Below are 18,900 nucleotides of genomic sequence, written 5' to 3'. Positions count from 1 at the left end.
CCGCCGCGCTTACGCGGCTTAGAAAAAATACCTGTGAAGGTAAAAGTCATTGGGGCCACTTGTTATCAAGTAACCACTGACGCTGATGCAACAGTAACCCGCCGCGCTTACGCGGCTTAGAAAAAATACCTGTGAAGGTAAAAGTCATTGGGGCCACTTGTTATCAAGTAACCACTGACGCTGATGCAACAGTAACCGCCGCGCTTACGCGGCTTAGAAAAAATACCTGTGAAGGTAAAAGTCATTGGAGCCGCTTGTTCTCAAGCAACCACTGACACTGCTGTGACGGCAACCGCTGCGCTTTCGCGGCTTAGAAAAAATACCTGTGAAGGTAAAGGTCATTGGGGCCACTTGTTATCGAGTAACCACTGACGCTGATGCAACAGCAACCCGCCGCGCTTACGCGGCTTAAAAAACCACCTTCGGGTGGTTTTTGCATTTGCGAAAAATTATCCCCTTTTGCTAAGTGGTCTTTTAGGATTTGCGGAATTCGTGCTCACGGTGGTGGGCCAGGTACCTAACGTGCGTCGCGGTCAGGTTGGGTATAGACCAGCTGAGCTCAATGCCCAGCTGTTTACGGGCCTTGGCGTTGAGCTGTCGGGAAATCAGCAGGTCACCTTGGTCGGAGAAGGAAATCCAGCCACCATCAAACAGCGCATCCAAGTGCGGTGCCAGCAGCAGGCCGTTGAAGACATCGAGCCGCTCCTGGTCTGAGGTGCATTTGGCCCACGGCTTGATATGGGAAGCGCGCAAAAGGGGGGCCACGTCCAGCCCAGTGACGCAACAACGACCCTGCCAATAATCGAGCAGTGCATTTCGGAATAGCTGCTGGCCGACACGTTGCACGACCAACCGCTCGGCCTCGGTGGCTTTGGGCAGGTGCTGGGTGGTGGCGTGGAATTGGGCCGTCAGTTGCTCCGGGGTGGTGCGGGCAATGGTGGCGGCTTGTTTGAGTACCTGGTAGAGCTGTTCGATGCCGTGAACCTGCAATTGGGTGCAGGGTGGTTGTTGGGCAAACAGGTGGGCGGACGAGGCCCTCAAAAGGTACCCGGTGGGTTGGGCCAACTGAACCACTATTTCCTCGGCAAACTGGGCTGAGCGCAGCAGTAACGCACCCTGGTCGTTGAGTACCGGGGTGCGCTCAAAGCCACAGTCGGCGGCGGCTTTTTCGATGCGAATACGCTCAAGGGGAGTCATGTTGATAGATAGTTATATTTTTTGAGCACCTGTTTTCTCTTGAAGAAATATTGCTTTCATTTTTTGTAATTTTTTAACACAGAACAAAATTATAAAATTTGTCATTATTTATCTAAAAATCAAACTCTCTCAAGGTTGGCATAAGCTCTCGCCCAAATAGCATACATTCATTAACACCTGGCGCTAACTCTAGAACTATGAAATCACTATTTCTAAGCTCGGCTGGAGGAGGTGATGTTGTCGTGACAATGAACTGAAATGGTACAGTCTGTCCATTACCAAGTTGCTCAGCTGCTTCAGCAACAGCAAGAAAAAATTCTCGGTACAAACGCTCGCTCATATCTGCTTCTCTCGGACAATCATGAACTAAAAAACCCGGATGATGACTTACTTCTGATACAGCAGAATCTATTAAGCACACAATGTCGCCAAGTAATACTTCCAGCACTTGGTAAGCTTCACCTCCCCGAGCTACTTCAAAAGGACGAACCTTGTGCCCCTGAATAAACCGCGCGTGTCCTGCAGCGCCTAGTAATCTGGTTGCAACGGTCGCCGTCAGTACCTTGATAGCATCGACTCTCGACGATTGTTTGGAGCTTCGGTTGACTACAGCAGCCCGAAGGGTGTTCAGCGCTACTTCGAACTCCTGAAGTTGTCTCTGCGCCTCGAAAAGCTCGGGCATTTCGCCGCCTTGGGCTATTTGTAAGTGCTGTAGTCGAAGCTCATCCCAAGACTGCTTCAAGAATACTCGCTCGCTCTCACTGGTTGCGAGGCGAACACGCAATCGGCGAAGCTCCGCTTTCTTTTCAGAGATGCGCTGTACTTGAGCTGCGGCAGAGATTTCAGCCTTGTTCAGCGCTTCTAACCAGACTGCGCGGCGGGTCGCAAGTTCCGGAGCCGTTGTCTTAACTTGCCGCTTGTCTTGGTGCCAAATTATGCTGACTGAACTCTTGTGCTTCTGGATGTGCTCGCACGCATCGAACTCGACATTCCCGTGCTCGCACCGCCCCTCAAGGCCTTTCAATCGGTCATATAGCTTGGTCAACCGCTCAAAGTCCGCGCGATTTGCATCCATCAGCGCGTTGGTGATGCCTACCTCCAGCTTCGCCAGTTCGCAGGCCTTGGTGAGCTCATGCAGGTGCACTTGTTCTAAAGCAAGGGCTTCTTCCATTTTTTCCGCATCGCTTTCGAAGCGCTGCTCAGCCTGCTCTGCAGCCTGAAGGGCCGCTTGAACACGCGACTCGATGGATTCGCCGACCGTCATCATGAATACTGGTTCATCCTCTTTCGCCTTCACACGAAAACGCAGTTGACGTTCAGCATGTGTACGTGCGTAAACAAGTTTTCGTTCTAACTCAGGAATACGTGCTTTACACTGGTTGGCCTGCTTCTGTTTGGTCTCGATGTCGCGCAACAATTTGTTTAACTCTGAGTCCACCAGACCCAGTATCGAACTTACCAGCAGCGGCGGGTCGCGCCGAGAACGTTTGAAGCCTAAACCTTCACCTTCACGCCAGTGGTAGAAGCCGTCGAAGCGGGTTCCTTGCTCTCGAATACACCAGGCGAGAAGGTGGCGCCACTCCAAGGGCTTATTCGTTCCTGGAAGTGAATTCGCCGCAAGCCGACCAATGGAGAACTGCACCAATGCGGCGCTGTAGCTAGCAAAGTCATTGACCGACCCCGCCAGCAGCATCTGGTCTAAGGCATCGCATTGAGCAGCCATTGACTGGCTACGGGTGTCATACGGCCGAAAAACCAACCAAGTAGCACCATCAATATGGACTTTCGCGGCCACTCCACCTTTGGGAAAACTGCTAGCAGCCTTGCTACGCAAGGTGGTGATAGCTGGTGCATGGTCATCTAGGACATACCTGAAAAGCAGGCACAACGAAGTTTTGCCAACGCCGTGACCTGCGCTTGACAAGCCTGAAACATCGCTTAACGCCGATTCCTTAGCCCAAACGATGTTTAACCCTGCGTGCAAGTCAATCGTGCGCGTAAATACAAGCGGTTCACGGGATTCGATGAGCCATAGGGTTTCGACCCATAGCCTAGGTTGAGCGTGGACGGGTTTAAAATCCCTGAGCCAAGTTGACATTTCATTAATCCTGCTATGTGCCAGTGGCTTTGATGCCTTCATGCGCCATTACGCCCTGTGCTACCTGTAACGCCTTGCGCTGCTCGGCCAGCCAAAGAAGTCGAGCGGCATCGGTGTGTTCCGGCAATACAATGACTTCACGCGGCAAAGTTGCGGAACCACGTGCAAAGAGTGGTTCGTCTCCCCGTAGAGAGCGTGTCAGCACGCCGACGACTTCGAGGCGCTGGATGATAGGAAGGATGCGGCTCAGAAGCGACACTTCGTCTGCAATCCCAAGCGAACCTCGCAGAGCATCAAAGCGTGGGCTATCGACTGAGTCTAGGTAATACGTTGCGGTCGTCAATCCAGCTATAGCTGATTGGATTTCCACCAGTGAACTACCCTCAGTTCGTTCTGAAACCATCACCGTCACAAGACCTGCCAGCCTGCCTTCCTCTGGGTTTCGAATCATCCCGTGTTCGGAATACGTAGCATGCACTGCTTGTGTCGAAGACGACAAACTGGCCAGCTGGTCCCACGCGGCCAGCACCAGGCGCTGGCTGCGGTATTCGCCGAAGGTGCGGATTTCGCTGTTTTTGAGGACGCGGAAGGTTTCGCTGGGGTAGTCGGGGCCCATGATGTCCGCTGGGTCGAGGATGTAGCGCAGTTCCTCGCGGGTCAGGCCGTAGAGGCGGGCGTAGTAAGCATCGAGTTCGGCACGCAGTTGGGCGCGGCGCTCTGGGTTCCACGGGAAGGGGGGCAGCGGGGTACCGTGTTGTTCGGGCGGGCGCGGGTCGGCGCTGGGCAGGGCGGCCAGCAGGTCGTTGGCCCAGGCTTGCATGTCGTAGGCGGTGTGGGTAAGTTCCAGCACGCGCGGGACGATGTAGGCCAGGTCGGCAGCGGTGTAGCGGTCGGGGGGCAGGACGGGAAATTGCTTGTAGTAACCGAACGTCATATTCGTGCCGCCTAACTTCTGGCGCACAACGTAGTCGTAAACCAAAGCAGACATATTGGCCAAAAATGCGGCTGCCAATGCAGTGGACTGTTCAAAGAACCATAACGGCATTGAATGACCAACCGCAATTCTTGGCATCACGGCAGAAATGAAGCTGCGCTCGTCAGTGCTGCGTGCAATGTTGCGCCACCCCATCAACCACTTCGGGCTGCGGCGGTCTATCCAAGTGTCGAGGAAGTTCAGTTTCAGGCTGGTGGGTGCGGTGGCGCTGGTGGTGGCCGCTGGTGATGGGGTGTGCGGCTGGCAGTGTTGGGCCAGTTCGGCGAGTTCGTCGGCGCTGAGGCCCAGGCCTTGTGCGGGGTCGTCTTGCAAGGCCCACTTTTGGAACAGGGGCAGGGCTTTTTTGCCGCTGGTGCCGTCGGCCTTGAGGCTTTCGGCCAGCGGGGGGTAGTGCTGGGCCAGCAGGCGTTCGGTGGTCGCGGTGGCTTGGACGGCTTGGGCGGCACTCCAGTGGCTGATGCGCGCTTCTACGGTCTCGGGTAGCGCAACGGCGGTGGAGCTCGACACGGTTGGGGCGCTGGTGTCGGCAAAGAGGTCGGCACCGGGGCTGGACGTGGCATGGCGCGGTGCCGGGTTGGTGGCCACGAGGTTGGCGACGTGCTGGCGCAACAGGGCTGCGGCTACCCAGCTGGCCACGGCCAGGGTCAAGGCGGTGCGGCATTGGGCCAATACGGTCAGGTCGTCGTTGTTGGCGTCGTCGCTGAGTGCGGCATCGGTGGCGTTCTTGAAGGCCAACCAGGCGTTGGCCACGCGGTTGGGCACGCGGGCGATGCGGGCCAGCACTTCGCGCTCGTCCACCCAGTAGCGCGGGCGCACGGTGAAGGTGGGGTCGGCTTTTTGGGTGAGGGTGGTGTCGTTGGTGTCGAGGCCGTTGGGTTTGTCGGGGTTGTCCACGTAGGTGGCCCAGCGGTGGTCGAACTGGTGAATCATCTTGGCCTCGTACAGCGGCAGGCGGCGTGCCGTGTGGGCTGGTGGCGCGGATGGTTCGTGGTGCGCGGGTGTGGTGGCGTTGGGGGTGTCGGCGAACAGGTGGCTGTCGTTGGACATATGGAACATCGTTGAAAAACGAATGCCCCACGGATTGGCTTCGGGCTGGATGGTGCGCGCGTCCTTGCCTTCTCCGGCCATTTCGGCCTCGCGGATGAGCACGGGGGCGGCGCGGCAGAGCTTTTTGGTCAGTTCGGCATCGCGCTGGCTGCGGAACACCGGGCAGGTGCGGGTGTTGGGGTTAATCAGGCGGAATTCGTCGGGGGTAAGGGTGAAGCGGCGGCGGGGGTCGGTGGCTTGTGCCACCTGCGTGGCAAAGCAGACAAATTGCGCGGCTTCGGCAGCACCCAGCGTCATCAGGCTGAATTTGTAGCTGCGGTGAACGGCGGGGAAGACGGCTTCACTGTTTTCAAAGTCCAACAGGCTGGCCAAGCGCCCGGTTTGGGAGATGTGGCCAAAGTAGGCTTTGGTGGAGTCGTCGGTGGCAATGCCGGTGGGCACGATAAAACCCGCGCGGCCTTGCGGGGCGGTGAGCTGGAACAGGCTTTCGGCAAACAGGGCGTAGGTGTTGACATCGCCCACGCCGGTCAGTGGGTAGCGGCCACTGTCGTGCGCGTACAGGCTGGCGGCTTCGGCACCGCGTCGTGCGGCGATGAAGTCTTCATACAGACGCATCTCGGCCCGGTTGGGTGGGCTCAGGCCCTCGGCGGCTTCCACATCGGGGTACAGGTTGTGCAGCAGTACGCCTTGGCGCAACCACTCGATGCGCTGGCTGCGTTCGGCCTTGTTCTTGGCACTGGCCACCAAGGGGCTGCGGGTGGCAAAGAATTCTTCTTCTTGCAGCTTGATACGTTCCCACGGCGGATTGCCCAGCATCACCGAGAAGCCCCCTTTGTCTGCAATGTGCGGAAAAGCCAGCCACCAATGGAACACGCTGTGGGTGCGGCACAGGTCGTGTGCGGCTTGGGCCAGTTCGGGCTTGGGCGGCTGGTTGGCGTTGGGGTACATCAAGCCCCACAAATAGCCCGATAGGGGGATGTGCGCTTCCCCTTTGGGTACTTTGGGGGCCAAAAAGGCTGCGACATAGGTATCAGCCAGCTTGGCGAGGGTGCTTTGTTCGGCCTGCTGGCGGGCTTTTTCCGAAGCACTGCGTTTGGCGGCAATGTCGTCCAGCGTGTCGTCGGCCAGTTGCTCCACGGCGCTGGCTTCTTGCACCAAGGTGGTGGCGGCAAACAGGTCGTTGGCCACCACTTGCTTCCAGCTTTTGAGTTCGGCCTTGTTCTGTTTTTTCAGGGCGGCGGCGGTGGTTTTGTCGTCGCCACTGAGGACGGCGTAGGCTGCGTCCGGGATGCCGTGCTCCAAAATTTTCGGGTCGAGTACGCCCAGCAGTGCATCACCCACTTGCAGGTGGTGGTCGATAAAGGTTAGGGGGCGGTCGGGGGTATAGGCTTCCAGCCACAGCGCGGTTTTGGCCAAGGCAATGGCCATCGGGTTTTTGTCCACGCCATAGATGCAGTGGCCCACCACATCGCGTAGGGCGTGGCGGTAATCCAAGGGCGTAGGTGCGCCACCTTGGGCCACGGCACGCAGTTGGGCCACTTCATCGGCCAAGCGCCGGGCAGCAGCGAGTAAGAAGTGACCGCTACCGCAAGCGGGGTCGCACACGGTCAGTTGCAGCAGGGCGCGCACCGGGTCGGCGGGGTGGGCTTGGACGGTTTGGGCAATCACCGGCTCTAAGGCGCTCTTGATGAGTTCCTGCACCAAGCTGTCGGGGGTGTAGTAGCTGCCGGTGAGCTTGCGCGCGTTGCCTTTGTTGCTGGCTTCGTCGTCATCGCCGACAAAGGCCAAGCGGGCGGCATGGGGTTGGCTGAGGTGCTGGTAGTCGGGCACCAGTTCGAGCAGGCTTTCATAGACGCTGCCCAGTTCTTCGGCCCCCATGTCGCGGTAGTTGACGCGCGTGAGGCCCGTGGATTGGCGGAAGTAGCCCAACTGGAACACTGCGGCCAGCAGGTGGCGGTTGTCGATGTGGGCGGCGTGGAGCAGCGGGCATTGTTCGTCGGCAAACAGGCCCCCCAATGCAGGCAGTCCGAGTGCTGGTTGCCCAATCGCCAAACCGTGGAAGGTGATGCCGAGAGCTTGCCAGAGGTCGCTGTGGGTGTCGTGGGCACTGCGGCGTACGGCACGTTCGCGCAACCAGGTCAGGCTGTAGCCTTGCCAGTAGCGTTGTTGCTGTTCGTCGGTGGCTTCGGGCGTGAAGATGAGCGAGCGGCCGGTGCTGGGGTCGGTGCGGTCTTCTACGGTGGCCAGGAAGATGAAGCGGTACACCAGGCTGAGGAGTTCTTCAAAGAAGGTTTGCTTGGTGGTGCTGCTGGTGTCGGGGTCTTGCAGTTGGGCGCGCAAGGCGGTGTTGGCCGGGTGGCTCAAAAAGCCGGTGCCCAGGCTGCGCAAGGCGTTTTCGACTTGGAAGCGCAGGTTGGCGCGCACCGTCTCGCCGCTTTTTTGGCCGTTGTTGCGCCAGCGTTCCCACGGGCAGTCGGTGGGGTCGGTCACGTTGCCGTTGGGCAGTGTCTTGCCAAAGCGGGTGGCGTGGGCCAGCAGCCAAAAGGCGGTGAAGTCGGCGTAGAGGTCTTCGGTGAAGATGGCTTCGAGGTCGACTTCGATGTAGGCCGGGCGCGTGAGGCTGGGGTTGTCGCGCAGGATGCGCAGCTTGAGGCCGTTGGTGACGATGGCCCAGAGTGTGTCGTTGGAAGCGTTGAGGGCTTCTTGCGCCAGCATGTACGGGCTGCGTTTGCGTGTGCGGCCAGTGTCGGGGTTGGTGTCGCCAAAGCGTTCGGCGGGTTGGTCGAGCGGCTGGTTGTAGGCGGCCATGACCACGGGCAAGCGGCCATTGAGGGTAGAGTGGCCAACTTGGTAGGTTTTGGCACCGGTACTGGCGGCGGCCATGTGGCCCACGGCCTTGAGGTCGCCCATGCCCAGCACGTGGCGGCACAGGTGCAGCAACCAGCCGAATTCGGTCACGTCTTGCGGGTGGGCATCTTGGCGTGCGCGTTGTTGCTGGAAGGTGTGCCACAGGCCCTGGGCAATTTTGAAGGCGCGGGCGATTTCGTCGCGCAGCTTGAGGCCACGGGGGATGTCGTAGTGGGCTTCGGTTTGCTCGGTGGCTTCGGGCGTGCTCAGGGTGGTCAGCCGGTTGAGTTCTTCGGCTGGAATCAGGCCGCCTTCGATGCGGATGGCGGTGTAGGCGAGTTGGGTAGCGTTGCGCTTGGTGGGGCGGGACATGGGCAATCTTTGCGAATCAGGCGCACAACCAAGTGCGGTAGTCATTTAAGTCCACACACACCCAGCCTTGCTGCTCAAGGGCCTGACGGTTGGCGGTGGTGAAGTGGGGGGCGTACAAGGCCTTTTCTTGCTTCCAACCCTTGAAGCGTTTGCCACTGCTGGTGGCCAGGAAGTCTTGGATGTGTTGCTCGGTTTTGGCCAAGGAGTTGCGGTCGTGTTTGCTTTCAGAGCGCTTGCAGCTGCCAAAGCGCACGATGCGCTCGGTCTCGTTCATGGCCACGATGTCGATTTCAATCAAGCGGGCGGCATCGCGGGGACGGTTCCAGTAGCCGGTGACCATTTCGGTCAAGGCGAAGTCGCCCACGGCCCGGCGTGAGGCTTCGGCCATGAGCTTGCGCACCATGCGTTCAAAGACATAGCCTTCGTGGGTGGCCAACTTGAATGAGGTTATCTCCAGAGCTCGCGACATGGGTTGAACCCGCGCCGCTTGAAAACCGGGCTCCACCGCCGCGAGCCAAGCGGCCAGAAAGTTGTCGCTGATTTGGTAGCGCGCCTGTCGGCTGTTAGGCTTCTGCGCGAACACAGGCTGCTGACGCTCAATGAGGCGGTAGCGGTCAATGAGGGTGTTGAGGTAGTTGGCAATTGGTTTTTCGTCGCCCGTGCTTTGCTGGTAGGCCTCACTGAGTTGCTGGTGGGCGCAGGGTTGCTGCTGAGCCAGCAATCGCAAAATGGAAACGCTGGCACCCCGCAGCTCGCGCATGAACCAAGTGCCAGCCTCCTCCGCCAAGGGGGCTGAGGTGGAGAAGAACAAGGCCTCCACGGCACGCATCCCCATAGCAGCCCCACCAGCAGCGGTGTCATAGTCTGTAAACACCCCTTGGTTGGCGCAGTCCCGGTAGAACTTTGGAACGCCTTCAAACAAGCCCCACAGACTGAGCCAGTCTTGCGGTGCAACGACACCTTGGTCGTCAAAGACCTGGAACAAGGTTCGAAAGTCCCAATGGTCCAAAGCCATGCGGTCGGTGACGCGGGCGTACAGAGGGGAGCCACGGTCTTCAAGCAGCGCCGTCATCTCGGTGTGGATGGAGCCCAGCACAAAAATACCACCATGGATGCTCCCGGTGAGCTGGTCTACCTCGGCTTGCAGCAAGGAGGTAAAGGCCGAAAGAGACTTGCGGTTGAAATACTGGAATTCATCCAAGATAACCACCCATCCCGCACGGCACAAGGCACCGATGGCTTTGGCCATGTCAGAGAACCGGCGCAAGTTATGGGGCTGGACTTCCTCTGGTAGCCCCAATGGCGCAGCAGCTTTGAGCGCGTCGGCAAAAACCGCAACGACATCGCGCTCGTCGCTGTCTGGCACTTGCAGGTACACCGCTTTGCTGACTTGCGGCAAGGATTGCAAGGCCTCCCGAATCAGGGATGTCTTGCCGATGCGGCGGCGACCACTGATGGCACAAAAGAACCAACGCTGGCGCGACAGGAGCTTGCGCATGGTGTCGAGCTCGATGTCACGGCCGTAAAATTTCCAAGTCATTGCTTTAGGTGAAAAACTTATTCTTATTGAATTTTATTCAAAAGGTTCAATTTATTCAATAATTTATTTGCCTGCTTAGCAAGTGACTGTGGCAGGCACCAGCACGTAAACACCCATCACATCCACCGGCAAGCTGGCGGTGACTTGGTAGCTGCCTCGGGCATCGGCGGCCTCACGCACGCGGCGGTGGTCGGCGAGCAAGGCTTGGGCGCGTGTTTTGGCCACGTCGTTGAGGGCACTTTGCCAGCTGGGCAAGGTGTCGAGGGCTTGCTGGATGTGGCGGTCGCGTACCACGGAGGGCATGTTGCGCACGGCTTCGGTACCCAGCAAGGTGCGGGCTTGGGGCAGTGGCAATTCGCTCAAGGCTTCGGAGCCGGTGGTGCTGACGGCGACGGTTTCCTCGCACAGCATGAGCTTGGTGTGGCCGTCGCGGGTCACGCTGAGTTGGTGGCGCAAGCGCAGCAGCAGCACGGTGGTCTTTAGGGGCACGTTGTCGACAAATGCGGCACCGGCACGCGCCACACCCTCGGCGGCATCGTTTTGGCTGTCGAGGGCTTGTTCGAGCAGGGTATCGGCGAGAGCCACGACCAGCGGATGGGTGCGCTGGATGAGGATGGCGTCCTGGGCTGTGGGTTGCTTGAAGTCGATACGCACCGTGCCCGTGAGGCCTTCAGCGGCCAGGCGTTCTTTCAAGGCCGGTGGCAGTTCGCCCAATGGTGCCTTGAAGTGGTTCTTGTAGGGTTCCAGCCCAGCACCGAGCTTGGAGAGGGCGCGGGTGACGAAGTGTTGCACCTCTTGCGGCCCACCGAGTACGGCGGCGGACTTGCGCCATTCGGGCAGCACGTCGTCGGGCTTGAGGCGGCGCTGGGCAAAGATGGAGCGGTTTTTGGCGGCTTTCTCGCGCGCGCTTTGCCACACGGTGTTGATTTGTCGCGCTGGTTCGCCAAAGTCGAAGCCAATCTGGGCTTTTTGGCCAGCGGTGGTGTGCTTGCGCATGAGCACGGCATTGAGCAGCGCCTGGGTGAGCTTGCCTTCGTCGTCGGGCATGGGCACCAGCACGCCCAGCTCTTTGCGGATGCTTTCGGCTTTGCGCAGGATGACTTGCAGCACGGCACCATCCACGGGGTTGTCTTGGCCGTACAACATGGTGGTGCGCACTTCTGGAGCACGTTGACCAAAGCGGTCGACACGGCCTTCGCGCTGTTCGTGGCGGGTCGGGTTCCAGCTGAGGTCGTAATGCACCACGGCGGTGAACAGGCTTTGCAGGTTGATACCTTCCGAGAGGCAGTCGGTGGCCACGAGGATGCGTTGCTCGGTGTCACCCAGCTCAGCCACAGCGGCTTCACGTTCGCCCGGAGTGAGTTCGCCCGTGACGGCCTTGACGGTGGCGTGCTTGAATTTCTCGCGCAGGAAATTGGCCAGGTAGTGGGCGGTGGCGATGTAGCGGCAGAACACCACGGGGTGGAAGCCTGCTTTGACCAGGTCTTGCAGGTGCGCATAGAGCTGGGCCAGTTTGGGGTCGTTGGCGGCACCAGCGAGGTTGTCGGCAGCCGCAATCAATTCTTGCAAGCGGGCGCTGTCTTCGGTTTGGGCTGCGGGTTCGATGTCGTCGGTGGACAAGGCATCGTCCAGGCCGTCCAGCACGCGCTCGCTGGCTTGGGCTTCCAGTTCTTCCAGCGACAGTTCATCGCCTTCTTGCTGGCCACCTTTGAGCCGGGTGCGCAGGGCGTTGACGGCGGCTTGGGGTGATGACGAGATACAACGCAGCAGGGCCAAAGCGGCCCACCAGTTCATGCGCTGCTCACGCTGGCCTTTGCCTTCGGAGCGCTCGACCAGTTCGCGGGCGTAATCGAGCACGTCGTTGAACAACTGGCCCCAGGCACCGGTGAGGCGGTAGGTGATTTCCGCCGTCTTGCGCTCGGGGAACATACTGGCATCTTGCCACTCGGCAATGTCGGGGCGGCGGCGTTGGACGAAATGGCGCGAGAGGTCTTCACGCAAGTCGGTGCGGGCTCCGGGTGGCAGGTCTTTGAGCTGGGTGAAGTCTGGTCGCAGCAGTCCCAACAGGTTGAAGAAGGCCTCCTCATCACCGCTGTGGGGGGTAGCGGTGAGCAGCACCATGTGGCGCTGGGGGTGTTCTGCCAGTCCTTTGAGCAGCTGGTAGCGTTGCTGGCGGCCTTGGCCCCCTTGGGTGCAGGTGTGGGCCTCATCGACAATGACGAATTCGGGGCAGAAGCGTTGGAAGGCCTCACGACGGCGCTCGGACTTGATGTAGTCCAGGCTGACCACGGTGAAGGGATGGGCATCGAACACCGAGGTACCCGGAGGCAGGTCACGCTCCAGGCGGTTAGCGGTGCTGGTGCGTACCACCACGGCCTGGATGTGGAAACGCTCTTCCAGTTCACGTTGCCATTGTTCGCACAGGTGCGGCGGACACAAAACGGCCAAGCGCTGGATTTCGCCCCGGTCGAGCATCTCGCGCGCAATCAGGGCCCCTTCAATCGTTTTACCGATACCGACATCATCGGCAATCAGCAACCGCACGGTGGGCTGCTTCATGGCCATCAGCAAGGGCACGAGTTGGTAGGCACGGGGCTCCACGGCAATGTTGCCAAAGCTGCGGAAAGGGCCCGCACCACTGCGCAGTTTGAGCTGCAAGGCATCCATCAGCAACTGGCTGGCCGAGTGGTTGCGCGCTTGGGCCACGCTGGGCCACGGGAAGGTAGCGGGGCCAACAGGCTGACGCTCCAGCGGCAGGTAAATGAGGGATTCGTCCCGCTCACCACCCCCCAACGGACGCAGGCGCAGGGTGTCGGACGTGGACTCGGGCAGCACTATCCATTCACGGCCACGGGCAGAGACGAGACTGCCGGGGTAAAACTCAGCAACAGGGGCGTTCATATTCAGTTTTTCTGGTCGGGGCCAAACAAATCGGCGTTGGTCTGGAAGATGGCCGGCCACTGGTCTTGCTCTTTGGGGAAGCGCACGACGATGAAGCCCAAGTCTTCCAGCTTGTGGGTGGCCTCGGCATCCTTGGCTTTTTGGCTCTCGGTTTCGTGGTGTGGGCCATCGATGAACACCGCCAAGTTGTAATCGTCGTAGAAGAAGTCGGCATTGACACCCGCAGCCTTCAAGGTGTGCTGGGCGCGGTCGGGCTTGAGGTGGCCGTGCTGCTCGACGTAGGCCAGCCAGGCTTTTTCCAGCGAACTGGTGGACATGCGCTCAAGTTCCGCACTTTGCTGCTCAGGTGCCCGGCCTTGTGTGCCCGAATCGGCACTGGCGGTGGTGAGTCGGCACAGGATATCGAGCAAGGTGCCGCCGGCCTCTTGGTCTTGGCGGTCAATCAAGGGATGGTCGGGCTGGTTGTAGTACGACAGCAGGCACTTGTAGCACCCCGCTTCACATAGCAGTTGCCCGTGCTCGTCCAACACCTGGGTGAGTTCGGATTTCTTCCATGGCTGACCATCGACGGGGGCCCGGAAGTGCATGATTTGCAGGGCTTCGGCCGCCACGGCGCGCAAGGCTTGCGGTTCGGTGGCAATGCGGGTCAACACACCAGCACCGCCTTCCGCTGCCTCAAAGAACAAAATGGACTGGCGGTTGTCGCGGCCAGGTAAGGGCTCGGCTATCAGTTCGCTTTCCTCGAGCTGGTAGACCGATTCGATACCACGCTTGAGCGCGTACTGCAGTGTGGCCAAGGTGGTCTCGGCCAGAAGCCCAAGCCGGGGGTGGGGCATCACAATCAGGATGTTGCGCCGGTCTTCCACAAACGGGACGATGCGCTGCGGCGGTGTCTTGTCCGGTGGTGCATCATCACCCTCAGCATCACCCGCCTCGTTTTCGCCACCCACCCAGTGACCAGTGATTGGGTTAATCATGAAGCCCCGGACTTTTTTGTCCTTGCGCCGCTTCCAGCCGTAGTTCATGCGCCAGATGGTGGCCGTGGGGCCATACTGGAGCTCCAACAGGGGGCCGTGCTCGTCCGACACCACCGAAGTGACCATCTGGAGCTTGCCGTCGGCTTGGGCAAATTGCAGGGTGGTCTGGGTGTCGTAACCTTGGCGTACACGCTCTTCTTCGTTCGCCGTGATGCGCTCAGCCCGCCTGGTGGAGACGTTTTCGATGCGGTAGAGGTTCTTGACTTCCTCGGCGTTTTCGAGCGAACCACCACACGAGATGCAGCGGTCGGCATCGCGCTGGGTGCGGAAATGGCCATAACCGCAGGCCGGGCACAGGCGCACGACTTCGGTGGGCAATGCGGCACCTTCGGCCACCTGGTCTTGACCACCAATGGTAAGCAAAGCCTTGGTAACGCGGTACTGGCTGCCCTCGTGGTAAATGAGGCTATAGGGGCCAAACTCGCTCAAGGCCAGGAAGCGCGGGCGCGACAGGAAGCTCTCGCGTCCGATGTTGCCCCGACGTGCTGGGATGTAGGCCATCAGCGGCAGGCGCGGAAAGTTGTAGCCTGGCAAAAATCCCTGACTGGCCAGGTAGCGGTAGGTGTAGAAGTCGCTGTTGAAGGCACTCTCGCCAGCCAAGAGCAGGTCGCGCTGTTTGCGGGCCTCGTTGTGGCGTTGTTGGGCTTCACGACGCTCACGTTCGCTGGCAGCGGGGTTGTTTTCTTTGCGGTAGTTGATTTCAATGGCCTGTGCGGTGGCCCGGTACAAGTCGCGCCAGCGGTTGAGCGAGCTATTGAACTCGGTAAAGGCACGCTGGAACACCGTTTGCGGCCAGGTGGGTGTGTACCAGGGTGCGCGGTCGGGCGTGAGTTCGTCTTGCAGCATCGCCAGCACCTTGAGGCCACGCTCGTGCGCACGGCGTTGAGCGGCTGGTTGAGCAAGTTCATCGGCCAGGTCGGTGGTCAAGGGCAGCTCTTGCGCTTGCTCCATGTTTAGCAGGTCTCGGATGCTGCTACCGAGCTTCTTGCCAGTTTCAGCCAGCCATATAGCCTGCAAGTGGCTTTGCACCAGTTCGCGGTTGGCCAAGTCCAGTGTCGGAGCATTGACCTGGCCATACACCATGCGCACCGGGTCGCGGAAGTAGTACTGGTCGTGCGGCGATTGGCTCGCGCAGTAAGTGATGACGAGGGCCGGTTGACCAGCACGCCCCGCACGGCCACTGCGCTGGGCGTAGTTGGCTGGTGTCGGGGGTACGTTGCGCATGTAAACCGTGTTGAGCGAGGAGATATCCACTCCCAGCTCCATGGTTGGGGAGCAAAACAGCACTGGCAACCATTCCAACTCGCTCCCATGCCGATTGCGCCAATCTTCCCGGTCTTTGTCGGTAAAACGGAAGCGTGCCTCACGCTCCAGCCGGTCATGCTGCTCCACCTGTGCGGTGTGCTCACGGGCTTCGAAGTCGAACAGGCGATGTGCAGGCTCGGTCAACAACCGGGCAATGTTGCGGTACAGGTTGCGGAAGAAAAGGTTGTCGTGGGCACTTCGGGCGCTGTTGCCATCGCCCAGCCCCCAGCGCATCGAGCTGCCGTTGAGTTGCCAACCCGGTATGCCAAAGTCGGTGTCCTCGCTGCGCACCAAGCCGTAGCTTTTGGCTGCCTTGAGCAAGGCCCACACGACATCTGCACAGGTCTTGTCGTTGATATCTTTGTAGTGTGGATTGCTGCCACCCCAGGTGCTGCTTCGACGCAGCTCTCGACCCAAACGGGAGCGGCTGGAGCCAATCAGCAGGTATTCCTCGAGCTTGTAGCGTTTGGTGCGAACGTTCTTTTTGTCGTCGTCCTTGGGGCGACTGGTCACGAACCACTTGGCCGACGCGGGACGCTCGTCTTCCGTGAAACCCCAGGGCTCGTGCAGGTTGGCAAAACTGAGCGTACGCAACTGCTCCAGTTCGTTGCGGTCGAGGTAACGGGATGCCACGCACAGCCCCTCGCGCATAAAACTGAACAACAGGCGCAACACTTTGGCCCGTTCTTGCGGTCGTGCAACACGCAACACCTGAGGCGCGTCGTCCCATTCGGCTGGGTCGGCTGCGAGTTCGTCGAGGTCGTCGTAGTCGATGTGCAACAGCCCCAGCTGCTCGAGATTGGGGTTGTTGTAACGCCAACCACGGCGCAGGTCGTTGAAGATACGGTAGCCCAGGATGGAGCGCATGGTCTCCTGCACCTGGCGGCGGTTGCTGCCCTTCATGTCGGGCTGCTGCATGTACTCGGCGCGCACTCCGGGGTCATCGCGGTCAAAACCCAGTGCCGCAAATACCGCCTGGGCGATGTCCTTTTCCGACAACACTTGCCCTTGTGCGGATTCCAGTGCCGAAAACAGTGCGCTACGGGTAAGTAATACCTGCAAGAAGTCGTTGAAATGACCCGCTTGCAAGGCCGCATCCTGGCGATTGTCAGAGAACCCCAGCACTTTCTTGGCTTCCGGCGAGAGCTCGTGGTCTTGCTCGTAGAGGTAGCGCAGGGCCGACAGGGTCAGCATGGTGGTCGCAGAGCTTCGACCCTCACCGGATAGCGATGTCAAGCGCAAAGCATCCTTGCCACTGGTGGTGTGCGTGACCCCGCAGGACAAGCAAAAGCGGAAGCTGCCCGGAATGAACCAAGCCGACAAGCCACCCTCATGGGCCAACACCCCATCGGAGCGTACTTTGACGGACTGGGGCAGGTATTTCTTGTACGTGGACTTGACCCGCCACTCGCCATCACCACGCTCTTCAACCCAGGTTTCAGGATAGCTCTCGAGGTTAGCCTCGTCCCATGTACCGGAGACATCGGGCATGAGGTAGCCAGCCTTGACACCGTCGTCCTCGTGCTCACGCTCATCGATGCTGCGTACCGAAAAAGTGCGCCCCTCGGTACCGTCTTGGTCCCAGACCGGGATGTATTCCTGGCCACAGTCCCGGCAGAAATGGACGTTGTAGAGGTGGCGGCTGCGGTCACCCGAAACAAATTGCTGCCCTTCCAAGGTAACGGTGCGGGTACCGGGTGCCTCAAGCGTTGTAAAAACCTTACCGCCACCAGAAATGAACTGGTGCAGCTTGAAGGCAAACAAGGGCTTGTTCGATGCGTCGGTAACGCTGTACGCGTGCAACAGGAATTTTTGCAGATAGTCGCTGCACAGGCTCTTGTCCAGGCAGGAAGCAGTCGCCAGCAACTCTGCCGCTTGGTCCAGCGTCTTGGGCTTGGCACGGCGCGGCTTGCCACTTTCGTACGTCAGGCCCAGGGTCAACTCCACCCAAACGGCGACAGGATGACGAACCATGCCATCGAAATCCAGCTCATGCGGAACACCAGCCGCAATGGCCTCGGCCAACTGGGGCGCCACGGTCTCCAAGGTCTGTATCTCGGGGGTCGTGCGCTTGAGTGTTTCGGTGATGACGTTGGTGGTGGGAATCGGGGTACCAAACAGGCGGGAAGCCACCTGTGCCACCTTGGCATTGCGCTCCAGCTCAGTGCCGTCCGTGGCCATCGTCGCCGAGGTACCAATACACACCAGTCGTTCGGCCAAGGCCTCACGCACACGCCGAACCAGCAGCGCCACGTCCGCCCCCTGACGGCCCCGGTAGGTGTGCAGTTCATCCAGTACCAAAAAGCGCAAGCCCTTGGCGTTGGCAATCACTTGCTGGTCAATTGCGTTTTGCCGCGTCAGCAGCAGCTCGAGCATCATGAAATTGGTCAGCAGGATGTCGGGCGGATTGGCTTTCATCGCCTCACGCTCTTCGGTGCTTTCCTGGCCAGTAAATCGGCCAAACGTGACCGCACGGGTGCCGGGGTCGGTGCCCAGAAACTTCTTGAGCTCCTCGAGCTGGCTGTTGGCCAGGGCATTCATCGGGTACACAATGATGGCCCGGGTGCGCGGCACCTTGTCGCTGACCTTGGCCTTGAGGCAGGCATCGATGATGGGAATGAAGTACGACAACGACTTGCCCGAACCTGTGCCCGTGGTCAGCACGTAGCTTTCACCAGCGGCGGCCAAGCTGATGGCCTCAACCTGGTGGCGGTACAGCGGCAGCGTTTGGCCCGCAGAAGATGCCGTCTTGCCAAAACGAAAAATCTCGGCACACGCTGGACTGAGCTGTCCCGCAGCACACAATTCTTCTACCGTCCCACCTGGTTGGAAGTTAGGGTTAACTTGCACCAAAGGCTCAGGCCAATACTTTTGCGAGTCGTACTCGGCATCCACAAAAGCTTGGATGTCTTGGGCTTTAATGCGGGTAAAGCTGCGCGTAAACTGCTCGTACTCATCGACCAGGTTTTGGCGAAATTCAAAGACGTTCACGCGGGCTTCCTTTTGGTTTTCAGCGGCTATTTTTGGTTATCGACCATCTAAAGTACGCATATTGATACCTAAATTGTATCACTTAGACTACCGAAAAAGTATCCGTTATTTAGTGATTTGCTGGCTACGTTGCTCAAAGCGGCCACATTTGACGGTTTCGAGCTGCTTGTCCAGTCCAGCGTGAGTTGGCCACCTTCTCAACTTCCTTGACTTCATCGTCGGGGTCGAATGCGTTGAGGAACAACGGTTGGCATGAGGCGTTGAAGCTATACGTGCGTTAACAAAGGCCACACGAAGGCAGGGGCATCGACCAAACAGCAACCATCGTCAGCAGGCAACAAGAACAGCAACCAGGTCAGTAAGCAATGAGGACAGCAACAAGCTTGGGAGCATGAACCAAACAGCAACGAGCTTAGGAGAAGATACTGCAGCTAAGTGCTTCAGTGGTGAGATTATGTGAGCTTATTGATTATTGATTATGTAGTGTCTTTTCCCTCTATAAGCCATGTTCCAAGGTCGGCTTATAACTTACAGAATACATGCTTACATTTTTACAAACACATGTAAAATC

General features: G+C 59.1%; 6 protein-coding genes. All 6 read right to left on the bottom strand.

Annotated features, from left to right (window positions below; translation table 11 throughout):
- Positions 1-474: 474 nt before the first annotated feature.
- Positions 475-1,197, bottom strand: a complete 723-nt coding sequence (locus CON76_RS04290) for an HNH endonuclease (RefSeq protein ID WP_101102122.1) — start codon at positions 1,195-1,197, stop codon at positions 475-477.
- Positions 1,198-1,309: 112 nt separating this feature from the next.
- Positions 1,310-3,337 (bottom strand): coiled-coil domain-containing protein, encoded by a 2,028-nt coding sequence (locus CON76_RS04285; RefSeq protein ID WP_240592763.1) that lies wholly within the window; start codon positions 3,335-3,337, stop codon positions 1,310-1,312.
- A complete protein-coding gene (locus CON76_RS04280) occupies positions 3,309-8,555 on the bottom strand; it encodes an Eco57I restriction-modification methylase domain-containing protein (protein WP_101102120.1) in 5,247 nt (1,748 codons plus the stop codon). Before CON76_RS04280 ends, CON76_RS04285 begins: the two co-directional genes overlap by 29 nt.
- Positions 8,556-8,571: 16 nt before the next feature.
- Positions 8,572-10,095, bottom strand: coding sequence for an ATP-binding protein (locus tag CON76_RS04275; protein ID WP_101102119.1), 1,524 nt, complete (start codon positions 10,093-10,095; stop codon positions 8,572-8,574).
- 75 nt (positions 10,096-10,170) lie between these two features.
- A complete protein-coding gene (locus CON76_RS04270; RefSeq protein WP_101102118.1) occupies positions 10,171-12,996 on the bottom strand; it encodes a helicase-related protein in 2,826 nt (941 codons plus the stop codon).
- Between the two features lie 2 nt (positions 12,997-12,998).
- The gene (locus CON76_RS04265) at positions 12,999-18,329 is read right to left on the bottom strand and encodes a DEAD/DEAH box helicase (protein WP_101102117.1); all 5,331 of its coding nucleotides are present in this window, start codon (positions 18,327-18,329) and stop codon (positions 12,999-13,001) included.
- Positions 18,330-18,900: the final 571 nt, after the last annotated feature.

The organism is Macromonas bipunctata (genome assembly GCF_002837135.1).
Classification (GTDB): domain Bacteria; phylum Pseudomonadota; class Gammaproteobacteria; order Burkholderiales; family Burkholderiaceae_C; genus Macromonas_A; species Macromonas_A bipunctata.
This window is presented reverse-complemented; position numbering and strand designations above follow the sequence as displayed.

What these genes read in the sequence shown, in the direction of transcription:
- CON76_RS04290 (WP_101102122.1), bottom strand. Translation starts at nt 1,197, where the DNA reads ATGACTCCCCTTGAGCGTATTCGCATCGAAAAAGCCGCCGCCGACTGT.
- CON76_RS04285 (WP_240592763.1), bottom strand. Translation starts at nt 3,337, where the DNA reads ATGAAGGCATCAAAGCCACTGGCACATAGCAGGATTAATGAAATGTCA.
- CON76_RS04280 (WP_101102120.1), bottom strand. Translation starts at nt 8,555, where the DNA reads ATGTCCCGCCCCACCAAGCGCAACGCTACCCAACTCGCCTACACCGCC.
- CON76_RS04275 (WP_101102119.1), bottom strand. Translation starts at nt 10,095, where the DNA reads ATGACTTGGAAATTTTACGGCCGTGACATCGAGCTCGACACCATGCGC.
- CON76_RS04270 (WP_101102118.1), bottom strand. Translation starts at nt 12,996, where the DNA reads ATGAACGCCCCTGTTGCTGAGTTTTACCCCGGCAGTCTCGTCTCTGCC.